Source organism: Oceanobacillus sojae (assembly GCF_007991515.1).
Classification (GTDB): Bacteria; Bacillota; Bacilli; order Bacillales; family Amphibacillaceae; genus Oceanobacillus; species Oceanobacillus sojae.
In genome coordinates this window covers 34,475-52,862 of the sequence record NZ_BJYM01000024.1, presented here as the reverse complement: position 1 = coordinate 52,862, position 18,388 = coordinate 34,475, and the positions used below count along the sequence as shown (strand labels likewise).

Here is an 18,388-nt window from a genome sequence, read left to right as displayed (position 1 = left end):
CTGTCTATTATTCCGAAGCTTTTGCTTTTTCAACAACTTCTTCAATTCTTCCAACAAGACGGAAGGCATCCTCAGGAAGATCGTCGTACTTTCCTGCGAGAATTTCTTTAAAGCCTTGAACCGTTTCTTTTACCGGAACATACGAACCAGGCTGGCCAGTAAACTGCTCAGCAACGTGGAAGTTTTGCGATAAGAAGAACTGAATACGACGTGCACGGGAAACAACTAACTTGTCCTCTTCACTTAACTCATCCATACCAAGGATTGCAATAATATCCTGCAATTCACGATATTTTTGAAGTGTACGTTGTACTTCTACTGCTACTTCATAATGCTCCTGACCAACTACTTCCGGGTCAAGCGCACGGGAAGTTGATGCTAATGGATCCACGGCAGGATAAATACCTTGCTCAGAAAGCTTACGATCTAAGTTAGTCGTTGCGTCTAAGTGTGCAAAAGTAGTTGCCGGTGCCGGATCAGTATAGTCATCGGCAGGAACATAGATTGCTTGAATAGAGGTTACAGAACCTTTATCCGTTGAAGTGATACGTTCCTGTAATTGTCCCATTTCGGTAGCAAGTGTCGGCTGGTAACCAACGGCTGACGGCATACGCCCAAGAAGTGCGGATACCTCAGAACCTGCTTGTGTGAAACGGAAAATGTTATCAATGAACAATAATACGTCCTGACCTTGTTCATCACGGAAATATTCTGCCATTGTAAGACCAGTTAATGCTACACGCATACGTGCACCAGGCGGCTCGTTCATCTGACCGAATACCATTGCTGTTTTTGCAATAACACCAGAGTCACTCATTTCATAGTAAAGGTCATTTCCTTCACGAGTACGTTCACCTACACCCGCAAATACGGAAATACCACCATGCTCCTGAGCGATATTGTTGATTAACTCCTGAATTAATACGGTTTTACCTACGCCGGCTCCACCAAACAGACCAATCTTACCACCTTTGATATATGGTGCAAGTAAGTCTACAACCTTAATACCAGTTTCCAAAATTTCAGTTTCTGTAGACAGATTTTCAAATTTTGGAGCTTCACGGTGAATTGGCTCTAAGCGTACATCATTCGGCAGCGGCTCATCTAAGTCAATTTTTTCACCTAAAACGTTAAATACTCGTCCTAATGTAACATCTCCAACCGGTACAGAAATTGGTCGACCTAAATCTTCTACTTCTGCTCCACGCTGGAAACCATCTGTTGAGGACATAGCAATTGTACGAACACTATTATCCCCAAGATGAAGTGCTACTTCCAGCGTTAAATCTTCACCTGGTCTTTCACTGCGTACTATCAGTGCATTGTTTACAGCCGGGAGCTGTCCATCTTCAAATCGTACATCAACGACCGGCCCCATCAGCTGTGTTACGCGTCCTTTCGTCATCTGTTTCCCTCCTGACTTAACTTACCTGAGTGACTATTCAAGTGCTGCTACACCGCCGACAATCTCGGTAATTTCTTGTGTAATAGCTGCTTGACGTGCACGGTTATATGAAAGTTCTAAATCACCAATCAGTTCATTTGCATTATCAGTAGCACTTCGCATTGCTGTCATACTTGCAGCATGCTCACTTGCTTTTCCATCAAGTAATGCACCAAAAATCAAGCTTTCAGCATATTGAGGTAAAAGTACTTCCAGAATTTCTTCCTGATTCGGATCAAATTCATAATCAGACGCAGGAGCTTCCTGTTCACCTAAATCAGCAATTGGTAAAAGCTGTTTGTTTGTAACTACTTGAGAGATTGCACTTACATAATGATTATAAATAATGTGAAGCTCATCAACTTCCTGATCAGCATACATTTGCACTGCTTCTGAAGCAAGGTTTTTCACATCCGCAAATGTTGGATGGTCCGGCATTCCCAATATACTTTGAGAAACTGGAAGTCCGCGCTTACGGCAGAAATCATAACCTTTTCTTCCAATAACAATAATTGTATATTCATCCTTGCTGGAATGTTTTTTCTCAATGTTATTTACAAGACTTTTTAAAATATGACTGTTGTAAGCTCCAACCAAACCACGGTCAGAAGTAATAATTAAATAACCAGTTTTCTTCACTTCCCGTTTAATAAGCATTGGATGCTGTGCATCCGTACTGGAATTCGCAATACTGCTCACGACTTCCTGCAATTTATCCGCATAAGGAACAAATCCACGTGCATTCTGTTCTGCCTTGGACATTTTCGATGCTGATACAAGCTCCATTGCTCCGGTGATTTGTTTTGTTTTTTTCGTAGAGTCAATTCTTCCTTTTAAATCTCTAAGTGATGCCAAGCTTTTCACCACACTTTCCTATAAGGAATGCGGACCGAAGATTTTCGTTTCGGTCCTTTTTACTTCTCTATTATAGACATCTTATTGATTAGATGGTAAGAATGTTTTCTTGAAGCTTTCGATTGCTCCGCTGAATTCTTTTTCATCCGGCAGGTTGCCTGTTTCACGAATTGTTGTGAAAATATCATTTTGATTATGCTCAATCCAGATATTCATTTCTTCTTCAAAGCGTAAAATATCTTCAACAGGAATATCATCTAAGAATCCTCTTGTTAATGCATAAATAATTGCAACCTGTTTTTCAACGCTCATTGGTTTATGAAGACCCTGCTTCAATACTTCAACAGTACGTTGACCACGATTAAGCTTTGCCTGAGTAGCTTTATCCAAATCAGAACCGAATTGCGAGAATGCCTCCAATTCACGGAAGGAAGCTAAGTCAAGACGTAATGTCCCGGCAACTTTTTTCATGGCTTTAATTTGTGCGGATCCACCTACACGAGATACGGATAAACCTGCGTTAATCGCCGGACGTACCCCTGAGAAGAATAAGTCGGATTGTAAGAAAATCTGACCATCTGTAATAGAGATAACGTTTGTAGGGATATACGCTGCGATATCGCCAGCCTGTGTTTCAACAAAAGGTAATGCAGTTAAAGAACCGCCGCCTCTTGCATCACTCAGCTTAGCTGCACGCTCTAATAAGCGTGAATGCAGATAGAATACGTCTCCCGGGAATGCTTCACGGCCTGGCGGGCGGCGTAATAGCAAGGAAAGTTCACGATAAGCTACTGCCTGCTTAGATAAATCATCATATACAACAAGAACATGCTTCCCGTTATACATGAACTCCTCACCCATCGCTACACCTGCATAAGGTGATAAGTATAGTAATGGAGCCGGATCAGATGCACCTGCAGTTACAACAATCGTGTAATCTAACGCACCATGTTTACGGAATGTTTCTACTGTAGCACGGACGGTAGATTCTTTTTGGCCAATTGCCACATAAATACAAATCATATCCTGGTCAGCCTGATTCAAAATGGTGTCAACGGCAACAGTTGTTTTACCTGTTTGACGGTCACCAATAATCAACTCACGCTGTCCACGTCCAATTGGCACGAGTGCATCAATTGCTTTAATACCTGTCTGTAATGGCTCATCAACGGATTTACGATCCATTACACCTGGCGCCTGCGCTTCGATTGGGCGGGTTTTGGATGTTTCAATTGCTCCTCTTCCGTCAATTGGCTGACCAAGAGGGTTGACTACACGTCCTAAAAGCTCCTCCCCAACCGGTACTTGCATAATACGACCTGTGCGACGAACTTCGTCACCTTCTTTAATATCCTGGTAAGGCCCAAGAATAACGATACCAACATTGCTTTCCTCTAAGTTCTGAGCTAAGCCCATTACTCCATTAGAAAACTCCAGCAGCTCTCCGGCCATTGCATTATCAAGTCCGTGTGCACGTGCAATACCGTCTCCAACTTCAATAACTGTTCCAACATCAGTAACTTCTATGTCTGAATCAAAATTTTCAATTTGCTTTTTTATCAGCGTACTAATTTCTTCAGCATTAATGCTCATACCATTTCACCCCTATCATCAATTATTAGCAGACACAATACTACGGGAGATTCGATTTAGCTTACCCTTAACTGTACCATCATAAATCGTATTTCCAACTCTGATTTTTACTCCGCCAAGAATGGACGGGTCGACGATATTGTTAAGTTGAACTGCGCTTTTTCCCAAACGGACAGCAAAAGAGCGTTCTAATTGACTCTTTTCTTCATCCGATAAACTTCTTGTCGAATAAACTGTAGCATCTGCCATTCCTTTTGCATCATTTACTAAAGAAATGTATTCGTCGATAATGGTTGGAATGATCGATGTTCTATGGCGATCCACCAGTAATTGAAGTGTATTCAAAACGGTCTTGTCCAACCCTTGGAATGCTTCAACTACAAGCTGTTTCTTTTTTGCATTATCAATCTTTGGATGCGTCAGGAATTTAGCTAATTTCTTATCATTTTGAAAAACAGGCTTTACAACTTTTAAATCTGCTGCAAACTGTTCTAATTTTTGCTGTTCTACTCCAAGTCTGAAAAGAGCATCTGCGTATCGTTTTGCAACTACTGCACTACTCATCGCTCTTCTCCTACCTCTTTAATGTATTCGTTGATTAACTTCTCCTGATCCTGCTCGCTTAGTTCTTTCTCAATAACTTTGCTTGCAATTAATACAGATAGAGAGGCCACTTTATCTTGTAATGCTTGAATAGCTCTTTCTTTCTCATTTTGAATATCTGCCTGAGCTGCTTCTTTAATACGCTCTGCTTCTTTTCTTGCAGATTCAATAATTTGTTCTTCCTGCTTGATACCGGCTGATTTTGCATCTTCAATCATTTTTTGAGCTTCTGCTCTTACCTGATTTAATTGCTCAGCTGCATCTTTAGAAGCTTTTTCTGCATCTGCTCTGCTTTTTTCAGCTTCTTCGATTTCATTCGCCACGTATTGCTCACGTTCTTCCATTTTATTCATTAATGGACCCCAGGCGAATTTCTTCACCAATGCAAGGAGTACAATAAAGAAAAATAGCTGAACCAGCATATCCGGCCAACGTAATCCGCCGACACTTGCACCAACTGTTAATAAATCAATATATGAATGCACGAACTCCACTCCTTCCGCTAAGACATCATCATAGAATAGAACTGGTTCTATTCTGTATGTTACACACGAAAACTTGTACTAGTTGTTTTTTGTAAAATGTTTATCCTGCATAAAGGAATGGCGAAGATTCTCCCCTAAGATGAACTTCGCCATTATATTTTAGAAAATGCGGTTTATTGGAAAATTGCCATAAACGCGATAACCGCTGCGATAATTGGAATCGCCTCAACTAGTGCTACCCCGATAAACATAGTACCTTGTAGCGGACCTCTTAATTCTGGCTGACGTGCAATTCCCTCTACTGTTTTACTTACGATCATACCGTTACCAAGACCAGCACCTAATGCTGCTAATCCTATTGCGATTGCTGCTGCTAAAGCTCCCATGAATAATTTCCTCCTTTTTATGTGTAAAAAATAAATTATTGCTTTATTTAATGGTCTGAGCTCACTTTATGAGACATGTACACCATTGTTAACATGACGAATACATATGACTGAATACCGCCGATAAACACACTGAATCCTTGCCATGCCAGCATTGGAATGGCAGCTCCAAAAAATCCGAATATACTTGATGTTGCTAAACCTACCAGGAGTCCTAATAAAATTTCTCCAGCGTAAATGTTACCGAATAGACGAAGACCCAACGTTAATGTATTTGTGAATTCTTCGACAATTTTAAATGGCAACATAAGCGGTACTGGACTTACATATGTTTTAAAGTAAGCTTTTGTACCCTGAACTTTTATACCGTAGTAATGTGTCAACACGATGATCATTGCTGACAGCGTTAATGTCATAACAGCATCTGCTGTCGGTGACTTCCACCACAGGGTATGCCCGACTGTTCCAACAGTGGCTACCCCAATAAGGTTACTTACTAAGATATAAAAGATAAGTGTTAATCCAAGTGGAAGAAATACTCTTCCTGTTTTCCAATCCATATTGTCTTTTATAATGCCTCGTACAAACTCTACTGCCCACTCCATAAAGTTTTGCATCCCTTTAGGCTTCATTTGTAATTTTCTGCTTCCCCATACACAAAAAACAAATACAATAAGTGACACAATAAAAGTCATTAATAGATTTGAAAGATTTAAATCCGCACCTGGTATCCCAAAAATATCATGAACTATTGGATTATCGTGATCCAAAATTATCACCCCTTTACCAAGAACTATTTGTAAGTAAAATGGAATACTGGAGGATTAGTCTTCTTTCTGGTTACGCATAGTAATCTGATAGACAATAAAATCTATCATCATAATCAAGTAAGAAGAAACAATCCCAATAATTACAGCATATAGATGAAAATACTCCTCAAAACGCATGGCGATGACAACTGCCAAAACTGCCGCAGCCATTCTGGAGAATGTACCTAGCCCACTCCTCGATTTCCTGCCTGCCGAAATCGTTTCGCCGAGTTTTTCCGACTTGTATTGCAGTAACCACAAGTTATAAAGACTAATACTACTACCTAAGATTAATCCGAGAAAAATTCGGGTATAGGGTAGAAATCCAGCGCAAAGTACCAAGATTGCTAACCAGTAAAGCATCCATTTTCGTTGACGTGTAACCATACTATCAAAATTAGACATCATTGCTGTTTCACTCCTAATGCTGCCCGTCAACTAGATACACTACTGCGATAGAACATAGGTTTGCATCCGTTTTCAATCAAGTTGGGGAATTTCTTGCTAGGCAATACTACTTGTAGTCTTAGATGCGGAGGTGTTACATACTATTTGCATCTATGTATAGAAGGCAGAGAAATGCTGTTTAGCATCCTTTAGAAAGCGTCTTAATTTCACATGGGCTCTACCTGCTCTCCCTTTTTCTCCACACTAAATAAGTTTACAATACGCCTGTAACAGTTGTCAATGTGTATAACGCAATATACGAGGTATTTCTTAAACCGTAATAAATTGCTTCAAATCAACCTTTATACTTATTAAAATAAGCACTTGTGAACCCCATTTCCGGCAAATGGATTCACAAATGCTTTTTGTTCAATTTGACAGTTTTGTGAACATGTCTTTTCAACTATAAAAAATGTCGAATTCTGGTTTATTTTATTGTATAAAAATGAGGGTCTCTACCTGTTCAAATTCTCCGTTCTCAAGCTCAGCAGTAATTAATGCGAGGTAATATCCGGGTGCTCCGGCCTCTTCTTTACTGAGAACTCCTTCATGCATCCCTTTTTCAAGCTCTGCTTCCTTCAGCAGCTTCCGTTCAAATACGAAAGTCTCCGGCTGGTACAGGTTGATTTCCAGGCTCTTCACCGGTTCAGTTAAATAATATTGATATTTATAGTTTTCTTGTTCGAAGGGTTCCAGGTAAAATTCAAAGCCTGCTGTCTTTGGCTGATCGGCCTCCTGGTTTACAATAATGTATGGCAGATCATAGTTTTTCTCAGCCTCTCTGAGTGTCAGCCATCCTTCATGAACACCTTCTTCTAAACGGTCCCGATTCATTGACAGCTTCAATGTTATTTCTTTTTGCTCCTTAGGCTGGACGGTGAAGCTCTGTGGAAGACTCCACACTAAACCGTCTTTTCGTTCCGGCGTCTCAAAATAATATGTTTGTTCTTTCTCCGTTTTGTTTTCTATTGTTATTGTTTCCGTAAACTCTTCCTGATAGCGGCTCAACTTGCCAAACTCCAATTGCGGGTCATAGATAATTGCAGAAGTATCTATCGCAGCTTCAAGCTGCAGCAACCCCATTCCCTGAGTTGTTGCATTTAATCGGTGTTCTTTTTCTTCAAAAGGCTGTGCTGTTGTTTTTAGAGCACCAATCAGCTGCTTGTCGGTCCAGTTTGGATGTGCTTCTTTCAAAACAGCAAAGGCTCCTGCCACGTGAGGAGCGGCCATGCTGGTTCCATCCATTGCCTGGTATCCTCCTGGAACGGTACTCCAAACAGCAGCCCCGGGCGCTGAGATATCCGGTTTAATAGCCCATTGGACGGCAACCGGCCCCCTGGAGCTAAAAGGAGCAATCGTTAGTAAATTGTCTTTTTGAGCAGCATCGATAAAATAAGTACTTTGATTGATTTGCGACTGCAGCCATTCCCCTTCTTCCTTTTGAATAGATCCAACCGGAATGTTTACAGGCTGCCGGTTATTCTGAACAGATGCCTGGAGCGGTCCAGGCTCCGAATTATAAATAATTAAAGCCTCTGCTCCCATACTTTCGGCTTGAAGAGCCAATTCAAAGAAGGGTATTTCCTTACGTCTGGTAAGAGCAATTTTTCCGTGCATGGATTGTCCCTGTTCCATATTATCCATATCTTCCAGCTGGTAAGAACGATTCAGCTCCCACGCAGGGGCTCCTACCGCTTCTACTAAGGAAATTTCCTTTTTTTCAAATGTATCAATAAGTACAGGATTTTTCTGTGGTGTGGTGGATGCTCCTACAGATACAGACCGGTCTGCTGTTGCCGGTGATCCGACTGTCCATGCATCTGGACCGCTGTTTCCATTGGCAATCACAACAATAATCCCAAGCTCACTGGCACGATTAACAGCAATACTTGTCGGGTAATCAGGAACATTTACGTCATTTCCTAATGAAAGGTTTATAATATCAACCTCATCTTCTATCGCTTTTTCCATAGCAGCTAATACTTGAACCGTAGAGCCTGTTCCCCCTGGTCCCAATGCACGATATGCGTAGATTTCTGCATCTGGAGCTACACCTTTCATATCCCCATCACCCGCAATAATCCCTGCAACATGCGTTCCGTGTGAGGTGGCAGGGCCTTCCTCCGGTGTCGTTTCCATCGGCTCATCATCAAAATCAACAAGATCATAGCCGCCCTGATAATTTTTCTCTAAATCCGGATGATTATAATCAATTCCTGTATCAATAATGCCAACCTTAACTCCCTTACCAGTGTAAGATGTTTCATTCAAATCATAGGCTTTAGATTTGGAAGGATCCATCTTTTCAATCACATCAGCATTATCAGCTTGGAAAGGCAGGGCTTGATAAGTTTGATTCTGATGAAATGCCTTAATCTGTTCTATCGAACCCAGTCCGGCTAATTGTTCTGCTTTCCCTTCCACGGCCAGCCCCTTAAAAACAATATCGTAAACAGCTACCACTTCCACAAATGGATGATAAGCTTCTATTTCTTCTTTTACTTTATTAGGGTCGCCTTCCACTTCTATAATGAGTGTTTGCTTGAGCTCTTCGGCATGCGTATCATTATCAATCTGCATCTGCGTTAAAATCAAGCAGACAGCAAAAAAGCATATCATCTTATTCCACATAACATCTCCACCTCTGTAGAGTAGTTTTCGTGAATAGATGTTATTTTATGCAAATTTTTAAACCTTTAAAGTTATACACAACGTGCTTAGAGGATATTTTCTAATGTTTATCCACAGGAACTGAAGCTGTGATTTTCTGCTGGATATAAAAACAGACTGAATACTATTATCCAGTCTGTTTTTCGTTCTGTTATTTAGTTCCAAATAAACGGTCTCCCGCATCTCCAAGACCAGGAATAATATAACCATGGTCATCAAGCCGTTCATCTAATGCTGCTAAGTAAATATCCACGTCCGGATGTTCTTCCTGTACTGCTTTCACGCCTTCTGGAGCGGCAATCAGGCACATCAAACGAATATTTTTGGCACCGCGTTTTTTCAAAGCACCAATTGCATCATTTGCTGATCCGCCTGTTGCGAGCATTGGATCAATTACGATAAGCTCACGTTCTTCAATATCATTCGGTAATTTGACGTAGTATTCTACCGGTTTCAACGTTTCTGGATCACGGTATAAGCCTACATGTCCAACTTTTGCTGCCGGGATCAATTTCCGCACACCATCTACCATTCCTAAGCCTGCACGAAGAATAGGTACCAGTCCAAGCTTTTTACCAGCCAATACTTTTGATTTTGATGTAGTTACAGGTGTTTCCACTTCTACATCAGATGTTGGTAAGTCTCTTGTAATTTCAAATGCCATTAGCATTGCAACTTCATCCACAAGCTCGCGAAATTCTTTTGTTCCTGTATTTTTATCACGAATATACGTTAATTTATGTTGAATTAACGGATGATCAAATACAAATACATTACTCATGCCGATCACTCCCTAAAATTATATATCGTTCAAATTGTACTGAAAATCATGTATGCTTTCAAGTAATCTTTATGGTTATATTAATAATAGTTTATTTCAAAAATTTTAATTTCCTTTTTATTATCGCTTTGATTTGTTGAGAAATCAAGTTGGTTTTATATTTATTCTTTTATATGTAATGGGTACTAATGGAAGTCTAGCAGCGGCCGCTCCAGAAAAACACTACGCTTTCCGTGTTTTTCTGGAGCTAGTTAGAATTTCTTATGAAAAATTAAAAATATAATTTAACCACTCAATTTATATAGTCAGACTCAAAAAGAGCAAAAATTTAAATATAGAAATAAAAAATCCGCGGAGTAGTTGTGGACTACTCTGCAGATTTTTGAGTTTTATTTAAAATAGTAATCTATTATCCACATTGGGGATAATTTATTTATAGAGTGGGAATTTTTCTGTTAGTGCTTGTACGCGTTGTTTGACTTCTTTTAGTTTTGCTTCGTCTTCGTAATTTTTTAATGTAAGTGAGATGATTTCTGCTATTTCTTTCATTTCTTCAATGCCGAATCCGCGTGTTGTTACTGCTGCGGTTCCGATGCGGACCCCGCTTGTTACAAATGGGCTTTCGGTATCAAATGGAATTGTATTTTTGTTTGTTGTTACGCCAACATCATCTAGAGCTTTTTCTGCTACTTTTCCTGTAAGGTTCAATGGTGTAACGTCTAATAATAACAAATGGTTGTCTGTTCCGCCTGAAACAATGCGGATGCCTTCTTTTTGCAATGCTTCGCCAAGTGCTTTTGCATTGTCGATAATGTTTCCGGAATATGCTTTAAAATCATCAGATAAGACTTCCTTAAAGGAAACAGCTTTTGCTGCAATGATATGCATTAAAGGCCCGCCCTGAATTCCCGGGAAGATCGCTTTATCAATTTTTTTCGCATATTCTTCTTTACAAAGAATCATACCTCCACGTGGTCCACGCAATGTTTTATGCGTTGTTGTTGTGACAAAATCAGCATGCGGAACCGGATTTTCATGATGACCTGTAGCAACCAACCCGGCAATGTGTGCCATGTCAACCATCAGATAAGCACCGACAGCATCTGCAATTTCCCTAAACTTTTTAAAATCGATGCTTCGTGAATAGGCACTTGCACCGGCAACAATCAATTTCGGTTTTACTTCTTTTGCTTTTTCCAAAACAGCGTCATAATCCAGCTGTTCTGTCTCTTTATCCACACCATAGTCAACAAAATTGTACAAACCGCCACTGAAGTTAACCGGGCTTCCATGTGTTAAATGTCCGCCGTGGTTCAAATTCATTCCCAATACCGTATCTCCCGGCTCAAGAAAAGTAAAATAAACTGCCATATTCGCCTGAGAACCGGAATGAGGCTGTACATTGGCATGATCTGCGCCGAATATTTCCTTGGCACGTTCTCTTGCAAGGTCCTCTACAATATCAACATACTCACAACCGCCATAATAGCGCTTATCCGGGTAACCTTCAGCATATTTATTTGTAAGTATGGAGCCCATTGCATCCATAACTGCTCTGGATACAAAGTTTTCTGAAGCAATCAGCTCAATTTTATCCTGCTGACGCTCTTTCTCCTGTAACATTGCCTGAAAAACTTCATTATCTGCTTGTTTTACATATTCCATCATTAGTGTACAGCCTCCTATGTAAGGTAAAGTGTGAAAGAATTATTATTTGTTGTCCAAACTGAGGGGAAAGGAATAAAGAATCCAATCTGTTAATACACGTTCAAAAAGTCCGATAAATAGGACCAAGAAGTTTAAGGCGACAAGCTTTTTCTGAACGGAGCGTATGCTTTTAAATACGTGAGTAACGCTTTTGGTGGGACGAGTAATCGCAGTCCCATCAGAAAAAGCTTGTCAACGCAGAAATTCGCCGTGTCATTTTTATTGGACTTTTTGAACACCCTCTATTATCTCGATGGATTCTCTCCGTAAAATGCCCGGTGCCCGCCAATCAGCTTCGGACGAGTCCTTGCAGCGCGGACTCTGGCATGGCCAATCGTACGCTGCTTTAGCTTGAGCGGAACGGCTACCGGTTTCAAGTGCATTCCAATCATTGTTTCACCAATGTCTATTCCGGCATGTGCGCTTATATTTTCAACAACAGCAGGATTTTCCATTTGCTGATAAGCATAGCTCGCCATCGAACCTCCTGCTTTTGGAACAGGCACGACGGCTACCTCCTCTAAACCATACTGTACTGCTGTCCGTCTCTCTACGACAAGAGACCGATTTAAGTGCTCACAGCATTGAAAAGCAAGATGGACACCTGTTTGTTTTTGAAGCTTTGTCATCTGCTCATAAATTGTTTTTGCAATTTCTGAACTTCCGCTTGTTCCAATGGGCTCGCCGGCCACTTCACTTGTCGAACAGCCGATAACAACAATTTCATCTTCCCGCAGGCAGTCCAGCGCCAGCCACTCCTCAATAACCAGCTTCAGGTCTTTGATTATCATAAATGACACACACCTTTACAGTCATTCATTCCATTCCTCCGTTTGACACAGCAAATAATAGAATCATTTATAGCATACCATGATTTTTTAAAAATTACGATACATCTTGATGACTGGTTTCTTCTAAAGATTCCTTATTGGTATTTAAAGGCTGTATAGGGGTAACACTGGCAGATTCAGCCACCTGCTTCACTTTAAATTGTTTAATCTGTTCTCTCAAAGCTCCTGCATGCTCCTCCATTTCACGAGCCAATTGATCTACTTGTTCCATTGTTACAACCTGCTCCTGAATTGCGGCATTAACCTCTTGTGTTCCAGCAGATGTCTCTTCGGCAATCGCCGCTACTTCCTGAGACTGGTTTGCTGTATTTTGAATCGACTGCAGCTGCTGTTCCACTAATCTATAAATTGTATCAATCTGTGTAGCTGTTTCCGTTACAGTACTGCCCATTTTAGCAATGGTACGGTTTGTATTTTCTCCACGGTCCACTTCCTCGCGAGCAGACTTCACATTCGTATTAATTTTTGTTGCCACCTGCTTTACATCATCCTGGATAGAAAGCAAGAGTGTTGAGATATCGTTAACTGCTTTCCCGCTTTGATCAGCCAGTTTTCTTACTTCTTCAGCAACAACAGCAAAGCCTTTTCCGTGTTCACCTGCCCGGGCAGCTTCAATAGAGGCATTTAAAGCTAATAAGTTGGTCTGTTCTGCAATTTCGCCAACTAAGTTAATAATTCCTTCAATCTCCATCGTACTCTTGCGTAAGTGATTCACATCTTCTAATGATACTTCCTGTTCCACTGCGATACGCTGAATTCCGTCAACCAGCTGTTTTACGACATTCTGCCCCTCTTCCAGCATATTGATCATGGAGTTAGACTGCTGTTTGGAAACCTCTGCTTTATTCTGTACCTCTTTGGCTAATCCCGTTGCTATTTCAATAGAACCCACCGTTTCCTGCGTGGCACGTGATGAATTCTCTGCTCCATCTGAAATTTCGGTGATAGATTCACCAATCGCTGCGGAATGCTGTGTAGCCCTGTTTGAAGCCTCTTTCAACTGAGTCACTGTCTCATTTGTTTCCTCAAAATGCTGGTCAATATTTGTCACCATTTTATTTAAGCTTTGCAGCATACTGTTTACAGCAACAGACAAGGATTTAATCTCATCATCAGATTTTGGTATTTCTACCTGCAGTTCCAGGTTTCCTTTTGCTGCCTCTCCCGTAATCTGCTCTAATTTCTGCAAAGGCTTCGTAATCCATCTAGCTGCAAAAAACGCAAGGATTCCTGACCAGATTACACCTAACAGTAATGTTACAATAACAAAAAACTGCTGTGATACATTAATCCATGACTGTATATAGTCAAATAAAATATAAATAAAAACTGCACTTGTTGAATACGTGATAAGCGCTAAAAAGGTTGTAAACACAACAAGCTTTAACCTTAAACTAAACCGATATTTATTCCCCATTAAACCTTCCACTCCCCCGATTAAACTTTCTTTCGCTGCCGGTATTTATCATTGATAGTTGTCCGTAAAACTCCACGAAATGAAGTTTCATTTCATAAGCTTAAGCTTCCAGCTCTAAACAGAAAGGAAATATGAATAAAAAGCATCAGCAGAGCATTCAAAACTCCCAGTATAAGGTTTTTCCTGAAAATACGCCAGTGCCATTATCCTCTTTGAATTACAAAGATTTCACGGATTACCATACTTCGAATGTGTCACTCAAAGGTATTTACTCTTCAGGAGACAGCCATTGATTCAGACACGTTTCAATCTCCTGCTTCGTTTCCAGGTAATACGCTGCCGGACCGCCAAATGGGTCAGCAATATCCGAATGAACCAGCTGGCTTTTTAAGCAGTGAATCGTTTCAAGCTCTTCATGGCACGCTTCATACAGGAGCTGATTCTGTTTTATCGGATCTACTTCTGCATCCAATTGTTCTAAACAGCGCTTTCTTTTTTCTTCCAATTCTGTATAGACTTTTTCTAATTCATTCCATATTTGTATATCGGCATGTAGTGCAAATTCTTTAAGTGTATATATCTTTTTTCTTTCTTCCGGGTATTTAGCCCAGACCATTTCCTTATGTGAAGCAGTCATTGTCAGGATAAGATCTGCCCACTGAACCAATTCCTGGCTGATCGGGGAAGCTTGATGATTTATTTCAATGCCCTGTCTCCTTAAAACTTCTGTTGTCTGTCTGCTTGCAGGGGCACCGGGCATGGCTGTAATCCCACAGGATTTCACATGCATTTCTGCCGGTGCACGCTGCTTTAATAATGCTTCTGCCATAGGACTGCGACATGTATTCCCTGTACATACGAAGAGTACATTCATAGGTAAATCCTCCTATCTATTATCATAATTGTTATATAAATAGTAGTTTTCTTTATCATACCATGATTAATTGAAAAAAGCAGAGCACCCTTTTTTACATCCATTGGGCAGAACAGCGTGTTTAAAATAAATTCATTAAGATAACCAACTAAACAAGATTACAAATTTTTTGTAACATTTCTCCTTTCATATCGTCTAATATAAAAATAAGACAAACGATGTCAGAATCCCCGGGGAGGTTTTAGTATGGATAAGGAATTGATTTCGGACTGGTTTGATTATTATGCGGATGACGTTTACCGTTTTTTAATTTATTATATGTCCACGCCAGATGTAGAAGACCTCGTCCAGGAAGTGTTTATGCGGGCGATTGACCGGTATCCATCCTTTAAGGGTGAGTCCAGTCCGAAAACCTGGCTTATCTCTATCGCACGTCATCTGGCAATAGATGAAACGCGCAGGCAAAATCGAAAAGACTGGCGTAAGCTGATTAAGACGCATTCATTTCATACAGAAATATCTCCAGAAGATCAACAAATATCAGAAGAAAGAAAAATTGTTCTGCATCAGGCAATCGAAAAATTAAAAGATGATTACCGATCTGTTGTTATTTTAAGAGGAATTGAGGAATTATCCGTCACAGAAACGGCTCAGGTATTAAAATGGACGGAGTCAAAAGTACGAGTAACGTTTCACAGAGCTTTAAAGGTGCTGAAGTCGGAAGTCAAGGAGGTTCGTTATGAATCATCATGATAAAGATTTTACAAAGGAGTTAACTAAATTGAAAATAAACCGTTCTTTAGATACGGAGAAAAAGGAGAGCATGAAAATGGCTTTAAACAAACACGCTGAGAAAAAGCGGGCACAGCAGCAGCGCAAGTCCAAGGTAAAGCACGCATTCATCTGGTTATCCACAGCAGCCGTTATCGTCCTTTGCGGCGTATTTATTTTCCAGATTATTAATAATGATTCTGTTACCGCTCCTGATAAAGAACAGGAGGATATGTATTCAGATCCCGATATACAACATGATATCGCCCCCGTAGAGCCGAAAGATACGGGAATCGTGGAATCAGAAAAAAGATCGGATAAGGAAGATAGTACTTCCGTTTTTTCTATTAAAGAGAACGGAACGGAAACAGATACTATTCTGCTTGAAGGTATGGAGGAAGAGGTAACTGTTTATAACTTCACTATTGAACCATACAATATTCAGTTTCAAATGGAGGAATTTCTTTCTAACTATGAAACAACAGAAGAGGAAGTTCGCTTTTACAGCGGCGCAGAAAATGCAGAAGTTCGTATCCAAGTAGCAGAATCCACTACGATAGAGGATACAATTGCCGATGTACAGGAATCTTACGATCATAAATTTAACAATGCGGAGGACCCCCATGCATTACCAGCAGACGATAATGTTTATGAAGGAGTTACCCAGCATGTTTCTGATCCGCCTGAGGGATACTACTTGTATCAAATAGACGATAATGTACTGATCATTCAATACGAGTATGATATAGAAGCAGCAGATGGCGTACCGCCGCGCTTGGAATTGCTGCGGAAGTCCATACAATAATAAAGAGCAGCTGACTAAGCCTGTTTCCATTAAAAGGGAACAGGCTCTTTATATTAGAACTCCAAAATACATATAAATACGGAGTATAAGCCTACTTGTACTATTAACCAGTTATCGCTCCGTCCCTCTTTTTATTTATTTCAAAAATAATAGGTTTGGTTTTCATAAATAAAGTGAATCTACATCTTAGTGGCAAAAATAAATCCGAGAAGAATTACCTCCGCTATAAATAGACACTTTTCAATATGCACACTATTCGATGAGGCAGAATCAGGATTTACTTCTCATCAAAGGAAGCAATACATTAAAAATATTGCAGAATGCGATTAAATACGGCATCTGCTCATTAAACAAGGAGACATAATATGAAACGAAATCATACGATGATTCAATTTTTTGAGTGGCATGTAGAGGCTGATGGACTCCACTGGAATCGCCTGAAGGAAGCAGCTCCTGAATTAAAAAACAGAGGGATTGATGCGGTTTGGATCCCGCCTGCTACAAAAGGGATGTCTGCTGAAGATACAGGATACGCCCCTTATGATTTATACGACTTGGGAGAATTTGAACAAAAAGGCAGTGCCGCTACAAAATATGGCACTAAAAAGGAATTACTGGATGCAATAAAGGTATGTCATGATCACGACATTCACGTTTATGCCGATGCCGTTATGAATCATAAAGCTGGAGCAGATGATACGGAAATTTTTCAAGTAATTGAAGTCGATCCAAATGACAGAACAAAAGAAGTTTCCGAGTCTTTTGATATTGAGGGGTGGACAAAATTTACATTCCCGAATCGGAATGATAAGTATTCTTCTTTTAAATGGGGATTCGAATATTTTAACGGGACGGATTTTGATGCAATGGAGGATAGAACCGGTGTCTTTCGAATTATCGGTGATAATAAAACCTGGAGTGATGAGGTAGACGATGAATTTAGTAATTATGATTATTTAATGTTTGCTAATATCGATTACAACCATCCGAAAGTGCGGGAAGAAATGATTCACTGGGGCAAATGGCTTGCAGATACGTTACATTGCAATGGTTTCCGTTTGGATGCAATCAAACACATTAATCATGATTTTATTAAAATATTCACAGAACAGATTGCCCAGCATTGTGGAGATGATTTTTATTTCGTTGGTGAGTTCTGGAAGCACGACTTAGAAGCATGTCAGCAATTTTTGGAACAGGTTGATTACAAGATCGATTTATTTGATGTAGCTCTGCATGATAAGCTGCATGCAGCTTCTAAATCTGGTAATGATTTTGATCTTACTACGATTTTTGATGATACATTGGTTCAATCATATCCGCTTCAAGCTGTAACCTTTGTCGATAATCATGATACACAGCCTGGTGAGGCGCTTGAATCCTGGGTGGAGGATTGGTTTAAACAAAGTGCGTATGCCCTTATTTTACTGCGTAAAGACGGCTATCCCTGCCTTTTTTACGGCGATTATTTTGGCATCGGCGGAGAAAATCCAATTGATCCGAAACAAGAAGCCATCAATCCTATTCTCTATGCCCGTTACCATAAAGCATATGGTGAACAAGAGGACTATTTTGATCATCCTAATACGATTGGCTGGGTCCGTCTCGGCATACTGGAAATAGAGCGCTCGGGCTGCGCCATCGTCATTTCCAATGGAGATGATGGTGAAAAAAGAATGCGTGTAGGAGATAATCGCACAGGGGAAATTTGGGTTGACTTGACCGGCACAAGAGACGAGCATATTTATATTGAGGAAGATGGATTTGCTACTTTTCCTGTCAATGGAGGCAGTGTGTCAGTATGGGCACTTCCACAGGAGGACGTTGAATCATAAGTAACGCAGACCAATATGTAAGTCAGGTAAAAGCTTACACCTGAATAAATGCTGT

The 18,388-nt window shown here is 40.3% G+C and carries 17 protein-coding genes; 3 read left to right on the top strand and 14 right to left on the bottom strand.

The window, feature by feature from the left end:
- Nucleotides 1-7: 7 nt before the first annotated feature.
- From atpD to OSO01_RS21065, 14 genes are all read right to left on the bottom strand, one after another.
- Complete coding sequence (atpD, locus tag OSO01_RS21130; protein WP_147212442.1) at nt 8-1,405, bottom strand: F0F1 ATP synthase subunit beta; 1,398 nt, start codon at nt 1,403-1,405, stop codon at nt 8-10.
- A gap of 33 nt (nt 1,406-1,438) precedes the next feature.
- Complete coding sequence (gene atpG, locus OSO01_RS21125; protein WP_147212441.1) at nt 1,439-2,299, bottom strand: ATP synthase F1 subunit gamma; 861 nt, start codon at nt 2,297-2,299, stop codon at nt 1,439-1,441.
- 81 nt (nt 2,300-2,380) lie between these two features.
- Nucleotides 2,381-3,892 (bottom strand): F0F1 ATP synthase subunit alpha, encoded by a 1,512-nt coding sequence (atpA, locus tag OSO01_RS21120; protein WP_147212440.1) that lies wholly within the window; start codon nt 3,890-3,892, stop codon nt 2,381-2,383.
- A gap of 18 nt (nt 3,893-3,910) precedes the next feature.
- On the bottom strand, nt 3,911-4,456 hold the full coding sequence (locus OSO01_RS21115) for a F0F1 ATP synthase subunit delta (RefSeq protein WP_147212439.1): 546 nt from the start codon (nt 4,454-4,456) through the stop codon (nt 3,911-3,913).
- Nucleotides 4,453-4,980, bottom strand: a complete 528-nt coding sequence (gene atpF / locus OSO01_RS21110) for a F0F1 ATP synthase subunit B (protein ID WP_147212438.1) — start codon at nt 4,978-4,980, stop codon at nt 4,453-4,455. The genes OSO01_RS21115 and atpF overlap by 4 nt, the downstream gene beginning before the upstream one ends.
- Before the next feature lie 173 nt (nt 4,981-5,153).
- Nucleotides 5,154-5,366, bottom strand: coding sequence for a F0F1 ATP synthase subunit C (gene atpE, locus OSO01_RS21105; protein WP_147212437.1), 213 nt, complete (start codon nt 5,364-5,366; stop codon nt 5,154-5,156).
- Nucleotides 5,367-5,413: 47 nt separating this feature from the next.
- Nucleotides 5,414-6,136, bottom strand: a complete 723-nt coding sequence (gene atpB, locus OSO01_RS21100) for a F0F1 ATP synthase subunit A (protein WP_147212436.1) — start codon at nt 6,134-6,136, stop codon at nt 5,414-5,416.
- Nucleotides 6,137-6,190: 54 nt separating this feature from the next.
- Nucleotides 6,191-6,583, bottom strand: a complete 393-nt coding sequence (locus OSO01_RS21095) for an ATP synthase subunit I (protein WP_307725864.1) — start codon at nt 6,581-6,583, stop codon at nt 6,191-6,193.
- 471 nt (nt 6,584-7,054) lie between these two features.
- Nucleotides 7,055-9,253, bottom strand: coding sequence for a S8 family serine peptidase (locus tag OSO01_RS21090; RefSeq protein ID WP_246145269.1), 2,199 nt, complete (start codon nt 9,251-9,253; stop codon nt 7,055-7,057).
- A gap of 190 nt (nt 9,254-9,443) precedes the next feature.
- Entirely contained in the window at nt 9,444-10,073 is a 630-nt protein-coding gene (upp, locus tag OSO01_RS21085) for a uracil phosphoribosyltransferase (RefSeq protein ID WP_147212435.1), read from the bottom strand.
- A 429-nt stretch (nt 10,074-10,502) separates the two neighbouring features.
- Complete coding sequence (glyA, locus tag OSO01_RS21080) at nt 10,503-11,738, bottom strand: serine hydroxymethyltransferase (RefSeq protein WP_147212460.1); 1,236 nt, start codon at nt 11,736-11,738, stop codon at nt 10,503-10,505.
- Between the two features lie 287 nt (nt 11,739-12,025).
- Nucleotides 12,026-12,571 (bottom strand): TIGR01440 family protein, encoded by a 546-nt coding sequence (locus OSO01_RS21075; protein ID WP_147212434.1) that lies wholly within the window; start codon nt 12,569-12,571, stop codon nt 12,026-12,028.
- A 94-nt stretch (nt 12,572-12,665) separates the two neighbouring features.
- Nucleotides 12,666-14,048, bottom strand: coding sequence for a methyl-accepting chemotaxis protein (locus OSO01_RS21070; protein ID WP_147212433.1), 1,383 nt, complete (start codon nt 14,046-14,048; stop codon nt 12,666-12,668).
- A 268-nt stretch (nt 14,049-14,316) separates the two neighbouring features.
- Entirely contained in the window at nt 14,317-14,922 is a 606-nt protein-coding gene (locus tag OSO01_RS21065; protein ID WP_147212432.1) for a low molecular weight protein arginine phosphatase, read from the bottom strand.
- 246 nt (nt 14,923-15,168) lie between these two features.
- Here OSO01_RS21065 and OSO01_RS21060 point away from each other — a divergent pair, with 246 nt between their 5' ends.
- From OSO01_RS21060 to OSO01_RS21050, 3 genes are all read left to right on the top strand, one after another.
- The gene (locus OSO01_RS21060; RefSeq protein WP_147212431.1) at nt 15,169-15,675 is read left to right on the top strand and encodes an RNA polymerase sigma factor; all 507 of its coding nucleotides are present in this window, start codon (nt 15,169-15,171) and stop codon (nt 15,673-15,675) included.
- Nucleotides 15,662-16,498, top strand: a complete 837-nt coding sequence (locus tag OSO01_RS21055; protein WP_147212430.1) for a hypothetical protein — start codon at nt 15,662-15,664, stop codon at nt 16,496-16,498. Before OSO01_RS21060 ends, OSO01_RS21055 begins: the two co-directional genes overlap by 14 nt.
- Nucleotides 16,499-16,863: 365 nt before the next feature.
- Complete coding sequence (locus tag OSO01_RS21050) at nt 16,864-18,333, top strand: alpha-amylase (RefSeq protein ID WP_147212429.1); 1,470 nt, start codon at nt 16,864-16,866, stop codon at nt 18,331-18,333.
- Nucleotides 18,334-18,388: the final 55 nt, after the last annotated feature.

What these genes read in the sequence shown, in the direction of transcription:
- atpD (WP_147212442.1), bottom strand. Translation starts at nt 1,405, where the DNA reads ATGACGAAAGGACGCGTAACACAGCTGATGGGGCCGGTCGTTGATGTA.
- atpA (WP_147212440.1), bottom strand. Translation starts at nt 3,892, where the DNA reads ATGAGCATTAATGCTGAAGAAATTAGTACGCTGATAAAAAAGCAAATT.
- OSO01_RS21115 (WP_147212439.1), bottom strand. Translation starts at nt 4,456, where the DNA reads ATGAGTAGTGCAGTAGTTGCAAAACGATACGCAGATGCTCTTTTCAGA.
- atpE (WP_147212437.1), bottom strand. Translation starts at nt 5,366, where the DNA reads ATGGGAGCTTTAGCAGCAGCAATCGCAATAGGATTAGCAGCATTAGGT.
- OSO01_RS21095 (WP_307725864.1), bottom strand. Translation starts at nt 6,583, where the DNA reads ATGATGTCTAATTTTGATAGTATGGTTACACGTCAACGAAAATGGATG.
- OSO01_RS21090 (WP_246145269.1), bottom strand. Translation starts at nt 9,253, where the DNA reads ATGTGGAATAAGATGATATGCTTTTTTGCTGTCTGCTTGATTTTAACG.
- upp (WP_147212435.1), bottom strand. Translation starts at nt 10,073, where the DNA reads ATGAGTAATGTATTTGTATTTGATCATCCGTTAATTCAACATAAATTA.
- glyA (WP_147212460.1), bottom strand. Translation starts at nt 11,738, where the DNA reads ATGGAATATGTAAAACAAGCAGATAATGAAGTTTTTCAGGCAATGTTA.
- OSO01_RS21075 (WP_147212434.1), bottom strand. Translation starts at nt 12,571, where the DNA reads ATGATAATCAAAGACCTGAAGCTGGTTATTGAGGAGTGGCTGGCGCTG.
- OSO01_RS21070 (WP_147212433.1), bottom strand. Translation starts at nt 14,048, where the DNA reads ATGGGGAATAAATATCGGTTTAGTTTAAGGTTAAAGCTTGTTGTGTTT.
- OSO01_RS21065 (WP_147212432.1), bottom strand. Translation starts at nt 14,922, where the DNA reads ATGAATGTACTCTTCGTATGTACAGGGAATACATGTCGCAGTCCTATG.
- OSO01_RS21060 (WP_147212431.1), top strand. Translation starts at nt 15,169, where the DNA reads ATGGATAAGGAATTGATTTCGGACTGGTTTGATTATTATGCGGATGAC.
- OSO01_RS21055 (WP_147212430.1), top strand. Translation starts at nt 15,662, where the DNA reads ATGAATCATCATGATAAAGATTTTACAAAGGAGTTAACTAAATTGAAA.
- OSO01_RS21050 (WP_147212429.1), top strand. Translation starts at nt 16,864, where the DNA reads ATGAAACGAAATCATACGATGATTCAATTTTTTGAGTGGCATGTAGAG.